Source organism: Bacillus sp. z14 (2026), from assembly GCF_058313575.1.
Map to the genome: position 1 here is coordinate 664,536 of NZ_JBZFQK010000001.1, position 13,888 is coordinate 678,423.

Here is a 13,888-nt window from a genome sequence, read left to right on the forward strand (position 1 = left end):
AATGGCAGCCTCTAATTATTTATTCATATAATGGCAGGTCATTTTTTATTAGATCTTCAAGACTCTCTCTTTTCACAACAAGACGCGATTCCCCATTTTCTACAAACACAACCGCAGGACGACGGAGCCTGTTGTAGTTATTGGACATTGAGTAACCATATGCACCTGTACAAAAGACCGCCAGCAGATCCCCAGGCTTAACCTTAGGCAGCGGAAGATCCCAAATTAACATATCCCCGCTTTCACAGCACTTCCCTGCTATGGCTACTTCTTCAAATACTTCATCATTCAGGCGATTGGCAAGAGCAGCTTCATAATTTGCCTGATAGAGAGCAGGACGAATATTATCACTCATTCCTCCATCAACCGCCCAATATTTACGAGTTCCCGGCACATGCTTACTTGATCCAATTTCGTAAATGGTTGTTCCGGCATCCCCCACCAATGAGCGCCCTGGTTCAATCCAGATTCCCGGCATAGACAGACCAGCTTCTTCAAAATCGGATTTTACTTCACTCACAATTTCTTCTACATAGCGAGAGACAGGAATAGGCTCATCTTCTTCTGTATAACGGATTCCAAAACCACCACCTAAATTTAAAACCTTTGGTGAAAATCCATATGTTTGATTCCAATTCGCAATTTGTTCACTAATCTTTTTAGCGGCCAAAATAAATCCGGTTGTTTCAAATATTTGTGAACCAATATGGCAGTGTATACCCAGTACGTCAAAATACTCGCTCCGCAGTACAATTTGCAGAGCTTGTTCCGCCTGGCCATTCCATAGATCAAATCCAAATTTAGAATCCTCTTGTCCTGTTAGAATATAATCATGAGTATGCGCTTCAATTCCAGGAGTTACCCGTAAAAGTATGGAGCATCGTTTACCTTTCATTTTGCACAGCTCTTCTAAAATAGCAATCTCGTGAAAATTATCAATTACGATACAGCCAACCCCCGCTTCAAGCGCCATTTCTAATTCATCAACACTTTTATTATTTCCATGTAAATGAATCCGTTCAACCGGAAATCCGGCCTGGAGGGCTGTATACAATTCGCCTGCAGAAACTACATCCAAAGATAGCCCTTCTTCCATAGCAAGCTGAAACATCGCTATGGAAGAAAAAGCTTTGCTCGCATAGGCCACCTGAGCATCAACACCCAGCCTGCCAAACGTATCTCTGAACATTCTTGCCCGTTCTCTAATTAAAGCCACATCATATATGTATAAGGGAGTGCCATATTGCTCTGCAAGAGAAACAGTATCTACTCCCCCTATTTCTAAATGGCCATGTTCACTCATTTTTCCTGTCCCATAAAAGTGCATGTAAACTCCTCCTTGACGTTATAACAAAAATAGACAGCCATTAATGCTGTCTATTTTTTGAATAGTATAACTACTTTATCACACTAATACCCTAATTCAAAATGAATTATTTTGTACGATCCACCGGATGTAAAATCCGCGGTCTTAAATGTCTGCCAGGCACCGGCCTTCTGATAATAATATTCGAAAGCGCTTTAGGTGCAAATGGGATAAACGGCCATAAATAAGGTGTAGATAACGTATTTAATCTGGTTAGGAAAAAAACGAAGAGCGTATTGGCAACCATGTACCCGGGTACATGGAACAAAGCAGTAAAAATTAAAATCAGGTACCGCATATATTTATTGGCCAAGCCGAGCTCCAAGCTTGGAGTGGCAAAACTGCCAATCGATGCAATGGCTACATATAGTAATACCTCAGGTACCATCCAACCAACATCAATGGCTATTTGACCAATTAGGACGGCAGCAATAAGTCCCATGGCTGATGATAAAGGAGCAGGTGTATGTATCGAAGCAATTCTGAGCAGTTCAATTCCAACCTCCGCTACAGCAATCTGTAATAGAATATGAACATGTGCATCATCCTGCGGACCAATAAACTTCATAGTTTCTGGTAGCAAATGGGGTTCCAATACAAATAATAACCATAATGGCAATATAAAAAGAGAAGCAAAAATACCGAGAAAACGGAACCATCTAAGAATGGTGCCCACTGAAGCTGCCTGTCTGTATTCCTCTGCATGCTGGACATGATGGAAAAAGGTCGTCGGTGTAATCATGATACTTGGCGACGTATCTACATAAATAAGGACATGCCCTTCGAGTAAATGGTTGGCTCCTACATCTGCCCGCTCGGTATAGCGAACCATTGGATAAGGATTATACCCTTGATTGACCAAATATTCCTCAACCGTTTTTTCGGCCATCGTCAATCCATCAATTTCAATTGATTTCAGTTCATCCCGAATGATATTAACGAGCTTCGGATTAGCTACCCCATCAATATATCCAATCGCAATATCTGTTTTGGAGCGTTCTCCAACACGCATAATTTCGAATCGCAAACGTTCATCGCGAATTCTCCTGCGTGTTAAGGCAGTGTTAATAATAATATTTTCAACATAACCGTCCCTTGCTCCTCTTGTGATCCTCTCTGTATCCGGTTCCTGGGGCTGTCTCCCCGGATAACTCCTCACATCTACGATCAGAGCTTTTCCGCTGCCTGCAACAATAATGGAAATCAAGCCTGACAATACCTGATCTACCATTTCATCCATCGTTTGAACAACCTCGACAGATTGTTGTACTAGCCGATTTTTAACCAGGTCATAGATAGGGACATCCAAGGCATTGTCTTCTTGTTCATTAATATCAGTCAATGTCTCTAAAATCTCTATGATAAAACTGGTATCACACAAACCATTAACATAATACATTTGCATCATTGTATCGCGAATCAGGATTTCTCTTACTCCTAAATCAAAACTTACTCCAAGACCCACATTTTTCTCCATGTATTGCTTTACGGCCTGTATGTCACTCGATATGGGTGTTTTCTCCTTTTGATTGGCCTGCATGGTATCCACTCCTTTCGAGAATCAGTTTTACAGCACTAAGTGTTATGGGACTGCCTTTAGCAATATCATCATATTTAGACATTTTGCCTATATCACCAATACCGACAACAATAGGTGCATGAATAGAATCGATACTATAGACTGTATCTCCATTAATTCGTTTAACATCCATTTCTGGTATTCCAAATTTATCAACGCCAAATCCGGTAAGATTCCCTTCGCGATCAATACAGACATCTACTTTTGTCCATTCTTCCTGTTTCGTTTTTGAAGCAACGGCAAGAATTCCAAGAAGATTGATATCAGGGTGTTCCGCAACATATTTCATTAACTGCTCACCAGCCCCTTCTCCGACCAGACCACTGTCATCAAACATAACCAACACCGGGTCATGGGCTGCAGATTTAATGAGTTTAATCAGTTCAGCTCCGCCCATTTTTGTTGGATTTCCATAGGAGGATGAAATGCAGCGACCGCCGATTTCTTTTGCTACATGTTCGATCGTTCTTTTCGCATATTCGTCTCCATCTGTGATAATGATGATATTTCGCTTCCCTTTCAACTCTTTCACCGCCCTATGACTTTTATTGATTATAAACAATCCACTGAAATAGTGAGCCCATTATTTTCCCGAGAACAAGCGCCATCAGAATATATAGAATCCGCTCCTGCATTCCGATTCTTTTTGCCAAGATCGGAAAGACATTTAAAACCTCTGTCAAAGCTGCTGCTAGCATCCCGTTAAAAACGCCGCTAAATATGCCCATGATTGATAGGAGTATCGGAGTTAATCCCAATGAAAAGTCCCATAAGCTGGATATGGTCCCACCTATTGCTCCGAGTATAACCGCACTTTCAAAATAATGAACAGATTTAACCTTCGTAAGCTGTGTAAGCCTTGGTATAATATTAAGGACAGTCAGGAAAGCCACATATCCGGCTCCGACCGATACCCCACCTGAGAATCCAACTATCAGCACAAAAACGAACTCAGTCATCTTTTACGGAAGTAATCGAATGTTTGTTTTCATTCATAATGATGTATTGATCTAAATCCTGCTGATAGTTAAACATCTCTACTTCCATTGGACTTGGTTCATCATTTAATCTTTTTGTGAAAATATGATTAAAGAACAAAATCATCCCAATTCCGAGTCCAAATGAATAGGGTATTTGAAATACAAGTGGATTTGCAGAATGCTTACCGGTAATCATATAATAGAGACGTTCATGCAGCTCCCTCATACTGACATCCTCATGAAAATTCATAATCGCAAAGCCAGCCCCTATAAAAAGGACAATCCACACAAGAATAAACAAAAGGTTCGATACTTTCTTCGTTTTACGTTCTACCTCTACAATTGTTTGCGATGGGCCATAGGTGTCCATTTTCATTTCGGGAAAATGCTGAAAAATTGCTTGGAGAACAACCGTTACATCCAGAATAAAAACATTTTTATTCTTCGAAAATTCACCCAGAACTAAACTTCCAACCTTTTCTTTTACTTCGTCTGTCCCAATTATATTGGCAATATCCGAAAGTCTTATCGGATGGTTCGGCAAAACTTTCGCCCGATATTTTAAACGGATATAAACACATTCCTCCATGAATATTTTCATCCCCATTTCCTAAATTCACATGTATTTATAGTATGGTTAGAAAAATCAGGAACCATACCAAAAATCATAAATTAGTTTATAGAGAGATACATTCAATCGCAAAAAAAACCGTACGAACCAGCACTCTAGTCCATACGGTCTTTCATTTGATTTAAAATCTTTTTTTCTAATCTAGATACTTGTACCTGGGAGATTCCTAGCCTCTCTGCAACCTCCGTCTGCGTTTGATCCTTATAATACCGTAAATAAACAATTAATTTCTCTCGTTCATCCAATAAGGCGATTGCCTCTTTCAAAGCAATTTTTTCAAACCACTTTGTCTCTGAACTATCTGCTATTTGGTCTAGCAAGGTAATCGGATCGCCGTCATTCTCATAAACCGTTTCATGGATTGAAGAAGGCGATCGGCTTGCCTCCTGTGCCATAATGATTTCCTCAGGTGATAAATCCAAATACTCACTGATTTCTGTAATGGTTGGCGTCCGTCCGAAGTGCTTAGATAATTCATCCTTCGCTCTTCTGATTTTGTTGGACATTTCCTTCAATGAACGACTGACTTTTACCGTGCCGTCATCACGAATGAAACGCTGAATCTCTCCAATAATCATGGGAACTGCATAGGTTGAAAATTTAACATTATAGGATAAATCAAATTTATCTACAGATTTCAATAAACCAATACACCCTATTTGAAATAAGTCATCTGGTTCATATCCTCTGTTAAGAAATCTTTGTACAACTGACCATACAAGCCTCATGTTTTTCTGGATGATTTCGTCTCTAGCTAATTGGTCACCTTGCTGGCTTTGAAGTATAAGTGTTTTTACCTCTTCGTCCTTAAGCTGGGCGGTCTTTTTACCCTTTTTGACTTCCACATCCATTGTATTAGTCTCCTTAATTACATAAAGCTTTGCTTTTGGAAAGATTTTTCATAAGCCTTACCTCTGTTCCTTCACCTCTGGATGAATCGATATAAATCTCATCCATAAAGTTCTCCATTATGGTAAAGCCCATACCGGACCTTTCCAATTCTGGCTTTGTTGTATACAAAGGCTGCCTTGCTTCATCGATATCTCTGATTCCAATGCCATTATCCCGGATTGTCAGTTCCACTCTTTCTTCCTCAAGATCCAATATCGCAGTGATATAGATTTTGCCCTTGGCATCTCCCTCATATCCATGGATAATCGCGTTGGTGACCGCCTCCGATACAACCGTTTTAATTTCGGTTAACTCATCAAGTGTAGGATCCAATTGCGCGATGAAAGCTGCCACCGTAATCCGTGCAAATGATTCGTTTTGACTCAATGCAGAAAATTCTATAGCCATTTCGTTTTTCATTTACGCTACCCCCAATCCCTGTATAGCTGCTTCCTCTGAAGATTCAAGACGAAGAATTTTAAACATTCCGGACATCTCAAATAACCTATGAACAGAAGGCGAGATGGCACAAACAATCATTTCCCCTTCAAATTGCTGAATTTGTTTATATCTGCCTAAGATCACCCCAAGACCGGAGCTATCCATAAAACTCAACTCGCCCAAATTTAAAATGATATGGCGAATGCCACCAGTTTCTATTAATTGAGATGCCTTGTTCTTTAAATCCTCCGCCGTATGATGATCCAATTCTCCCTTCAGGCGAATACATAATATATCCTCAATCGTCTTCATATCAATTTCTAGACTCACAGTACCTTTGCCCCCTTCAAAGAAAGTATAGTGGTGATTTTCGCCAAGCTCCACTTCAATTCCTTCTTAAAGACAAAACTAGTGATATTCTCTTTCTATTCGTTTAATTTCGCATACCAATGCTTATTCGTCGCCGGTATGGGTAAACATGCCGAAAGAACGCTTAAATAAATCAAACCAGCTTGCTCGTTTTACATCTTTTGATGCAATAAGAGGGGTTTCTGAAATTACTTTGTCGTCTCTCATCATTTTTAAGACACCAAGCTGATCCCCTTTTTTGATTGGGGCCTGTACATCTTTTTTCAGTACGATATTCGGACGGATATTCACATTGTCTTCCCCTTTTTTATTTAAAAGAGAAACTGAATCGTTTGTGACCAGACTTACTTTCTTCTGTTGACCTTTTTCAATTTTCAAAAGTGCAAGAGGCTGTTCTTTCTTATAGACCGGACGTGATTGATAATTAGCAAAGGCATAATCCAGCATTTTTGTAATTTGAGAATTTCGTTCCTTTGGATTCTCAGCTCCAAATACAACTGCAATGACTCGTAAATTATCTTTTTTAGCTGTTGCGGTTAAGCAATATCCTGCTTGATGTGTAAAACCTGTTTTTAATCCGTCCACACCTGGGTAAAATTTCACCAGTTTGTTCGTATTCACAAGCCAGAATTTTTTATCTGAATCCTCACGTAAGTAAGATTCATATAAACTCGTAAAATTTGTGATTTCCTCATGCTTTAGTAACTCTTTTGCTATAGTCGCCATATCAAATGCTGAACTGTAATGATCAGTTGTCGGCAGTCCCGTACAATTTTGAAATTTAGTGTTCTTCAATCCCAATTCCTGCACTTTGGCATTCATTCTTTTCACGAATTCCTCTTCGCTTCCAGCAATTTTTTCAGCCATGGCAACGGAGGCATCATTCCCTGAACCAATCGCAATTCCTCTAAGCATTTGCTCAACTGTCATTTCCTCACCTGGTTCAAGGAAGATTTGCGAACCACCCATTGAGGCAGCATATTCACTTGTTCGAACTTTATCTTCCATCGTTATACGCTTTTGATCTAATGCCTCCATGATTAACAGCATAGTCATAATCTTCGTCATGCTGGCGGGAGACAGCCGCTCATCTTTATTTTTATCATATATGACAGAACCCGTATCCTTTTCTATCAGTATTGCTGACTTCGTTTTAGGTGCTAAATCTAATTCCGCCGTTTTTGTTTTTTCGGCTGCAAATGATGGTACAGACATACTTAAAGTGAACACTACTACTAATAAAGCTGAAACATACCGTTTCATGGACAGACCTCCTACTCATGATAAATTCCAGTTTTACCAACAACACCACTTTTATACAGTCCAGAATCTTATCTCAGATAAAATTATATTTCCTGATGAGGACCTAACTAATTTGAATGAAGATTTTAAATATGCAGTCTTAATTTCAAAGGGAACTCTAGCTATTTCTGTGTTAGTAGGAACCAAATTAACTAACATTAGATGTTCTGAAATTAAATTATCGAGCAAAACTCGAGAGGAGAGAAATTTGAGCCTGTAAATCATAAAAACATCCTTATTTTTAAAGGGAATTGGTTAAAGTGAAGACTTTTCAGTCTGCTTTTTATAATCAGTATTTAAATTTCATCTATATAACAGGCAACCTATAAACAATTGAGCGAAATTTTATAGCAATAGTTCGATTTTGAAAGGAATTGAGCGAAAAGGGAGTGGAATTGAGCGATATTTCAATTTATTGAGCGAACGGTAAAGCAATTAGCGGAAAATGAGGTTAATTGAGCGGGAATTCCGGTGATTGAGCGATCATGTAAGACTCTTAAGCGATTAGCATGGCTATTGTGCGATCATTAAGCATTTGAACGAACGATTTACACAGTAATTGAACCAAATTTGGACACTAGAGCAATTTATATCAGGCAAAAGCGAATTATTTATTCATTTTACCCTAGCATGTCATTACGCATGGCATCTTACTCCTACTATTAACCGTAAAAAAATAGAGGCTATCTAATAAAAACTATTAGACAGCCTCCTGTTAAAACTTACTTACGCTTCAATTTTCATTTCTGATACGATTGATTTCACTAAGTTCAAGAACGTAGATTTTACTTTTTCAGTCGTTTCAATTACCTCGTCATGTGCCAAAGGCTGATCCAGGATTCCAGCAGCCATGTTTGTAATGCATGAAATACCGAGTACCTTCATGCCTCCATGAGCAGCAACGATAACTTCAGGAACTGTTGACATTCCCACTGCATCTCCGCCTAAAATACGTGCCATTCTTACTTCTGCTGGTGTTTCATAAGTAGGACCTGTAAATCCAATGTAAACACCTTTTTGAATCGCAATATTTTGTTTAGAAGCAACTTGTTCTGCCAATTCCACTAATGATTTTGTATAAGCACTTGTCATATCAGGGAATCTTGGTCCAAACTCACTGTGATTCGGTCCAATTAATGGGTGTGCGCCCATGTAATTAATATGATCTGTGATAATCATCAAATCACCAGGCTTGAAGCTTTCATTTACTCCGCCTGCTGCATTTGTTACAAGTATATGCGTCATTCCCATTGCCTTCATAACACGTACCGGGAATGTAACTTCTTGCATGGAATATCCTTCATAATAGTGGAAACGCCCCTGCATAGCCGCTACTGTTTTGCCTGCCAGCGTTCCAACAACAAGTTGGCCGGCATGTCCTTCAACAGTAGAAACTGGGAAATGAGGTATTTCACTGTATGGGATTACAGTGGCATTTTCAATTTCATCAGCCAATACTCCCAACCCTGAACCAAGAATCAATCCTAGTTCCGGCTTTTGACCGGATACCTCTAAAATATGCGCTGCTGCTTCATTTACTTTTTCAAACATTCTGTTCTCTCCTTTTAATTTAGTTCCTTAAGGAAGCTTACTCCATGCTCAGGCATTTTCACACCGAAGTTATCAGCAACGGTTGCACCAATGTCCGCAAATGTACTGCGGATCGGCAGTTCTTTACCTTCTTTAAATTGTTTGGAGTATACAAGTAAAGGAACATATTCTCTCGTATGGTCTGTTCCAGGATGAACCGGATCATTACCATGGTCTGCTGTAATAATTAGCAGATCGTCTTCCTTCATTTTATCCAGTACTTCCTGCAATCTTCCATCGTACTCTTCTAATGCTTTACCGTACCCAATAGGATCGCGTCTGTGGCCAAATACAGCATCAAAATCAACAAGGTTCAGGAAGCTTAGACCAGTAAAGTCCATGTCCAATGTTTGGACCTGCTTATCCATTCCATCCATATTACTTGTTGTGCGAAGCGCTTTTGTTACGCCCTCGCCATCGTAGATATCAGCAATTTTCCCAATGGAGATTACATCAAAGTTACTATCCTTCAACTCATTCATTACCGTGCGTCCAAATGGTTTTAACGCATAATCATGGCGATTTGGCGTACGTTTGAAATCACCAGGCTCTCCAACGAATGGGCGAGCAATAATTCTGCCTACCATATATTCTTCACGAAGAGTCATTTCTCTGGCAATTTCACAGATACGATAGAGCTCCTCAAGAGGTACTACATCCTCATGAGCTGCAATTTGCAGAACGGAGTCAGCAGAAGTGTACACGATTAATGCTCCGGTTTTTACGTGTTCTTCTCCCAATTCTACTAGGATTTCTGTACCGCTCGCCGGTTTATTCCCAATAATTTTTCTGCCGCTCTTTTCTTCCAGCTCCTGAATTAATTCCGGCGGAAATCCATCCGGAAATACACGGAACGGTGTATCAATGCGCAGCCCCATAATTTCCCAGTGGCCAGTCATCGTATCTTTCCCATTGGATGCCTCTTGCATTTTTGTATAATAAGCCATTGGCTTTTCTGCCTTTTGAATCCCTTTAATTTCTCTGATGTTTGACAAGCCTAATTTACCCATGACAGGCATGTTCAACCCATTCATTTTTTCAGCTATATGTCCAAGTGTATCCGAACCTTTATCGCCAAATTTCTCTGCATCTGGCGCTTCACCAATCCCAACAGAATCCATTACAGTTAAAAATACTCGCTTAAATTTCATACCTGAAACCTCCAGCTTCTTTTATATGTAGGTTACCCTTTCTCAACGCCTGTAATCTTCCATAAATTTCAGTGGAATTTACGGGTCAAAAGTTGCAGGCGTCAGAGGTCTGACTTCTTTATTTTACATCACCGGGGAAACGTTGCCAATTTAAGTTTACCAAATTTTAATAGTTTTATTTTTCGGTATTCACTCAATATTCAAAAAGTCTTTAGACCTACTGCTTATTTCTTTTTAGAAACGTGTTCAAAAATAAAGACGGCATCCCTTACCGGAGGCCGCCGTAACTATCCTAAACTTAGAGAATCCCCTTTTAAGCTCGGGGATGGAACTTACTGTATACATCCTTTAAACGGACATTCGTGACATGTGTATATATTTGTGTTGTCGAGATATCAGCATGTCCGAGCATCTCCTGAACAGCCCGCAAATCCGCACCATTCATTAGTAAATGAGTGGCAAATGAGTGGCGAAGGGTGTGAGGTGTCAATGACTTTTGAATATTCGCCTGCTCAGCAAGCTTCTTGATAATTTTCCATAACCCTTGGCGGCTGAGACGTCCGCCGTGATGATTCAAAAATAAAGCATCCGATTTATTCTTTTGGCTAACCAATCTAGGTCTACCTGATGTTAAGTAGGTGGTAATCGAATCAAGGGCCATTTGCCCCACCGGGATAATTCGCTCTTTATTTCCCTTCCCTATACAGCGAACAAATCCCATTTCTATATGTACATTATCAATATTTAACTCTATTAATTCACTAACCCGCATACCAGTTGCATAGAGCAGCTCTAAAATAGCCTTATCCCGTATACCGAAAGCGTCAGCTGGGTTAGGTGCATTCAGCAATGCCTCCGTTTCCTCCTGGCTTAAAACCTTTGGCAATGATTTCTCAGTATGAGGGCTTTCAATCAAGACAGACGGATCTGTTTCCGAAATACGTTCCCTTAATAAAAATTGATGGAAGGATCGAATGGAAGCTGTATGGCGTGCCAGCGTTTTGGACGATTTTCCATCATCCCTTAATTTACCCAGGAACTGGACAATATGAACACGGGAAACGTCCTTCCAGTTGTCAATTTGTTGATTTTTCAAAAACTTATAATAGGAATCCAAATCTCGTTTATACGATAGGAGGGTGTTTTTAGCCAACCCTTTTTCGATTGTTAAATAATGGATAAAATCCTGCAATGGATCTTTCATTTTCATTTACTCCCCATCTAAATAAAATAGAAAGAGTCTTTCTCTCCATCCAGGCTCCTCTTCATCATTGATGGATTGAAAAACCTTTACAGCCGTTCCCTTAGGCTCGTCATAGCGATGATAATTTTCATATTCCTCATTAAACCAAACAATAGCAAAATAAAATAATATCGTAAAGCCAACAAACATGATGAATACCTTGCTTGTTTGCCAAAATAATTTAATCAAATTTCTCATAATTCTCTAGTCCTCCAGGCCTTTTTATCAATTTATGCCTGTTTGGACATGTTTTATACATATCATCCACGTTTTATGAGTAAAAGATAAAACCTTTCCACAACGGAAAGGCTTATCTTGCATGGTTATTCCCGGACCCTGCAGTCTCCGGCTCTTCTTTTTTATCTTGGCAACGATGGCAAACCCCATGAAATGTCAGGCGATGATCCTTAATTTTGAATCTGAATTTCTGTTCAACAATCGGTTCTACATCATCTAATAAATCTTCAAGAATTTCATCTACTGCTCCACATTCTATACAGACTAAATGGTGATGAAAATGCGCTGCTCCCTCTTGTCGCAAATCATAACGGGATACCCCATCACCAAAATTAATTTTATCTACTATTTTAAGCTCAGTAAGCAATTCAAGCGTTCTATATACAGTTGCCAAACCGATTTCCGGTGCTTTTTCTTTAACGAGCAAATATACATCCTCTGCACTTAAATGGTCTTCTTCATTCTCGAGCAACACTCTAACCGTGGCCTCTCGCTGCGGCGTCAGCTTGTAACTTGAAGAATGTAATTGCTTTTTTATTCGATCTAATCTAGATTCCAACCCTTTTCCTCCTCGCCGCTGAATCTGTCCGGATTTCATCATCATATTATAGAAGAAGGCAAAAAGGGATTATGAGTCCGGCCTTCTATCACCATTTATAGTATAGCAAAAAAAACGTCCATGTAAAATATAATAATTATAAACAACTTATAATAATGATTATTATCTAATAATTATTATTAACTCATATTATCAATTACAGCTTTCATTAGCCCCGGTGATAAAAAGGATTCAATCAAGGCTGCAACAACAAAAGACACTAAGGCCATTCCAAGCAACAGAGAATACTGGAAAAAATAAGGCCTTAATTTTTCGCGGCTTGATTTTAAAAATTGGCGTTTAATCATTTTAATGGAGATAATGACGGCGCATGATGCCATGATAATGGTTACGGGTACAAGGATGATATTCTGAGGTAAAATGGATACACACGCAAGCATAAAGCCCTGCCACCCTGTTTGGCTAACCAAAAAACCGACAGTAAAGCCGATCACGATTCCTTTTATAAAAAGAAGGATTAAAATCATTGGTAACCCGATAATCGAGATTCCAAGAATCCACATTAAGATAATAAACTTCGCATTCTCCTGAAAGCTATAGATGAAAATTTCACTGCTTGCACTGACTTTCCCTTGCTTTAATTCTCCGAAGAACTGAGACAAATAATAAAACAGGTCCTCTTTCTGAGTTAAAGATAAGCTGTTGACAATAATTGCCCCAAAAATGATTCCCATCAGGAATAGGACCATAATAAAAATGAAAATAGATAAATGATCTTTAATATGAAAAAGCAAAGCTCTTTTATAATACGATTTTTTCACAGGGGAATTCTCCTCTCCGGTTCCATTACTAGATTCTATGTATTTACTAGAGATTGTATTCTAGTAAAAAATAAATTCTTACTAGTCTAAATAGTATGATATAATCTCTTTAATTTACATAAAAGGAGGAGATTGGCATGAATCCGATCCTGATGGACATACCAGAAAAACTTGATGGAAGCCGAATTTATTTGCGTTCTTGCAAGCCGGGAGACGGGCCTATGGTCCATGATGCCATATTGGCTTCAAAAGAAGATTTAAAACCCTGGATGCCCTGGGCTAATCGAGATCAGACATTAGAGGAGACAGAGGACAATTTACGAAGAGCACAGGCAGAGTTTATTTTAAGAGAAGATATACGTCTATATGTGATGAGAAAAGAAGATAATATTTTCCTTGGTTCCACCGGACTACATAGAATGAATTGGGAAACAAGAAAGTTCGAGATCGGATATTGGATGGATTCTCGTTACACTAAAAAAGGATATATGACAGAGGCTGTTGAATTATTGACGAACTTCACATTCGATAAATTACTAGCTAACCGGGTGGAAATTCGCTGTGATTCAAAAAACATAAACTCCAGACGGATTCCTGAAAAACTGGGTTACACTCTTGAAGGGACATTAAGACACGACAGCTATGATTCTACAGGTACCTCCCTTCGTGATACATGCATTTTCTCTAAAATCAGAAGTGATTTGTAAAATAGAAAAAAGGGCAGTGAA

The 13,888-nt window shown here is 39.1% G+C and carries 16 protein-coding genes; 1 reads left to right on the plus strand and 15 read right to left on the minus strand.

Annotation, left to right across the window (positions count from 1 at the left end):
* Positions 1–19: 19 nt before the first annotated feature.
* The 15 genes from lysA to spoIIM all read right to left on the minus strand — a co-directional run bounded on the left by lysA (position 20) and on the right by spoIIM (position 13,160).
* Positions 20–1,327 carry a diaminopimelate decarboxylase gene (lysA, locus tag AC4G3O_RS03130; protein ID WP_490558137.1) on the minus strand — a complete coding sequence of 436 codons (1,308 nt, stop codon included), beginning with the start codon at positions 1,325–1,327 and terminating at the stop codon, positions 20–22.
* A 106-nt stretch (positions 1,328–1,433) separates the two neighbouring features.
* Complete coding sequence (locus AC4G3O_RS03135; RefSeq protein ID WP_490558138.1) at positions 1,434–2,906, minus strand: spore germination protein; 1,473 nt, start codon at positions 2,904–2,906, stop codon at positions 1,434–1,436.
* Entirely contained in the window at positions 2,866–3,468 is a 603-nt protein-coding gene (gene spoVAEA / locus AC4G3O_RS03140; RefSeq protein WP_066107642.1) for a stage V sporulation protein SpoVABEA, read from the minus strand. Before spoVAEA ends, AC4G3O_RS03135 begins: the two co-directional genes overlap by 41 nt.
* 22 nt (positions 3,469–3,490) lie before the next feature.
* Positions 3,491–3,904 carry a stage V sporulation protein AB gene (locus AC4G3O_RS03145; RefSeq protein WP_140461617.1) on the minus strand — a complete coding sequence of 138 codons (414 nt, stop codon included), beginning with the start codon at positions 3,902–3,904 and terminating at the stop codon, positions 3,491–3,493.
* The gene (locus AC4G3O_RS03150; protein ID WP_066107645.1) at positions 3,897–4,514 is read right to left on the minus strand and encodes a stage V sporulation protein AA; all 618 of its coding nucleotides are present in this window, start codon (positions 4,512–4,514) and stop codon (positions 3,897–3,899) included. Before AC4G3O_RS03150 ends, AC4G3O_RS03145 begins: the two co-directional genes overlap by 8 nt.
* A gap of 137 nt (positions 4,515–4,651) precedes the next feature.
* Positions 4,652–5,407, minus strand: coding sequence for an RNA polymerase sporulation sigma factor SigF (sigF, locus tag AC4G3O_RS03155; RefSeq protein ID WP_066107647.1), 756 nt, complete (start codon positions 5,405–5,407; stop codon positions 4,652–4,654).
* 13 nt (positions 5,408–5,420) lie between these two features.
* Complete coding sequence (gene spoIIAB, locus AC4G3O_RS03160; protein ID WP_066107650.1) at positions 5,421–5,867, minus strand: anti-sigma F factor; 447 nt, start codon at positions 5,865–5,867, stop codon at positions 5,421–5,423.
* The gene (gene spoIIAA, locus AC4G3O_RS03165) at positions 5,868–6,218 is read right to left on the minus strand and encodes an anti-sigma F factor antagonist (protein WP_066107855.1); all 351 of its coding nucleotides are present in this window, start codon (positions 6,216–6,218) and stop codon (positions 5,868–5,870) included.
* 123 nt (positions 6,219–6,341) lie between these two features.
* Positions 6,342–7,520 (minus strand): D-alanyl-D-alanine carboxypeptidase family protein, encoded by a 1,179-nt coding sequence (locus AC4G3O_RS03170; RefSeq protein ID WP_066107653.1) that lies wholly within the window; start codon positions 7,518–7,520, stop codon positions 6,342–6,344.
* A gap of 765 nt (positions 7,521–8,285) precedes the next feature.
* The gene (locus AC4G3O_RS03175; protein ID WP_139891702.1) at positions 8,286–9,110 is read right to left on the minus strand and encodes a purine-nucleoside phosphorylase; all 825 of its coding nucleotides are present in this window, start codon (positions 9,108–9,110) and stop codon (positions 8,286–8,288) included.
* A gap of 14 nt (positions 9,111–9,124) precedes the next feature.
* On the minus strand, positions 9,125–10,300 hold the full coding sequence (gene deoB, locus AC4G3O_RS03180; RefSeq protein ID WP_490551301.1) for a phosphopentomutase: 1,176 nt from the start codon (positions 10,298–10,300) through the stop codon (positions 9,125–9,127).
* 313 nt (positions 10,301–10,613) lie between these two features.
* On the minus strand, positions 10,614–11,504 hold the full coding sequence (gene xerD / locus AC4G3O_RS03185; RefSeq protein ID WP_066107858.1) for a site-specific tyrosine recombinase XerD: 891 nt from the start codon (positions 11,502–11,504) through the stop codon (positions 10,614–10,616).
* 6 nt (positions 11,505–11,510) lie between these two features.
* Positions 11,511–11,741 (minus strand): YqzK family protein, encoded by a 231-nt coding sequence (locus AC4G3O_RS03190; RefSeq protein WP_066107661.1) that lies wholly within the window; start codon positions 11,739–11,741, stop codon positions 11,511–11,513.
* 112 nt (positions 11,742–11,853) lie between these two features.
* Entirely contained in the window at positions 11,854–12,339 is a 486-nt protein-coding gene (fur, locus tag AC4G3O_RS03195) for a ferric iron uptake transcriptional regulator (protein WP_066107665.1), read from the minus strand.
* A 179-nt stretch (positions 12,340–12,518) separates the two neighbouring features.
* Positions 12,519–13,160: a stage II sporulation protein M gene (gene spoIIM, locus AC4G3O_RS03200; protein ID WP_066107668.1), complete on the minus strand. Its 642-nt coding sequence runs from the start codon at positions 13,158–13,160 to the stop codon at positions 12,519–12,521.
* Between the two features lie 137 nt (positions 13,161–13,297).
* On the opposite strand from spoIIM, the gene AC4G3O_RS03205 reads away from it, so the two are divergent.
* Positions 13,298–13,867 (plus strand): GNAT family N-acetyltransferase, encoded by a 570-nt coding sequence (locus tag AC4G3O_RS03205; protein WP_066107671.1) that lies wholly within the window; start codon positions 13,298–13,300, stop codon positions 13,865–13,867.
* Positions 13,868–13,888 lie beyond the last annotated feature (21 nt).

Bases quoted from the DNA above. Each gene is read 5' to 3' on its own strand.
- AC4G3O_RS03205 (WP_066107671.1), top strand. From the start codon at position 13,298: ATGAATCCGATCCTGATGGACATACCAGAAAAACTTGATGGAAGCCGA.
- AC4G3O_RS03135 (WP_490558138.1), bottom strand. From the start codon at position 2,906: ATGCAGGCCAATCAAAAGGAGAAAACACCCATATCGAGTGACATACAG.
- AC4G3O_RS03175 (WP_139891702.1), bottom strand. From the start codon at position 9,110: ATGTTTGAAAAAGTAAATGAAGCAGCAGCGCATATTTTAGAGGTATCC.
- sigF (WP_066107647.1), bottom strand. From the start codon at position 5,407: ATGGATGTGGAAGTCAAAAAGGGTAAAAAGACCGCCCAGCTTAAGGAC.
- AC4G3O_RS03190 (WP_066107661.1), bottom strand. From the start codon at position 11,741: ATGAGAAATTTGATTAAATTATTTTGGCAAACAAGCAAGGTATTCATC.
- AC4G3O_RS03150 (WP_066107645.1), bottom strand. From the start codon at position 4,514: ATGGAGGAATGTGTTTATATCCGTTTAAAATATCGGGCGAAAGTTTTG.
- AC4G3O_RS03145 (WP_140461617.1), bottom strand. From the start codon at position 3,904: ATGACTGAGTTCGTTTTTGTGCTGATAGTTGGATTCTCAGGTGGGGTA.
- xerD (WP_066107858.1), bottom strand. From the start codon at position 11,504: ATGAAAGATCCATTGCAGGATTTTATCCATTATTTAACAATCGAAAAA.
- deoB (WP_490551301.1), bottom strand. From the start codon at position 10,300: ATGAAATTTAAGCGAGTATTTTTAACTGTAATGGATTCTGTTGGGATT.
- lysA (WP_490558137.1), bottom strand. From the start codon at position 1,327: ATGCACTTTTATGGGACAGGAAAAATGAGTGAACATGGCCATTTAGAA.
- spoIIAB (WP_066107650.1), bottom strand. From the start codon at position 5,867: ATGAAAAACGAAATGGCTATAGAATTTTCTGCATTGAGTCAAAACGAA.
- AC4G3O_RS03170 (WP_066107653.1), bottom strand. From the start codon at position 7,520: ATGAAACGGTATGTTTCAGCTTTATTAGTAGTAGTGTTCACTTTAAGT.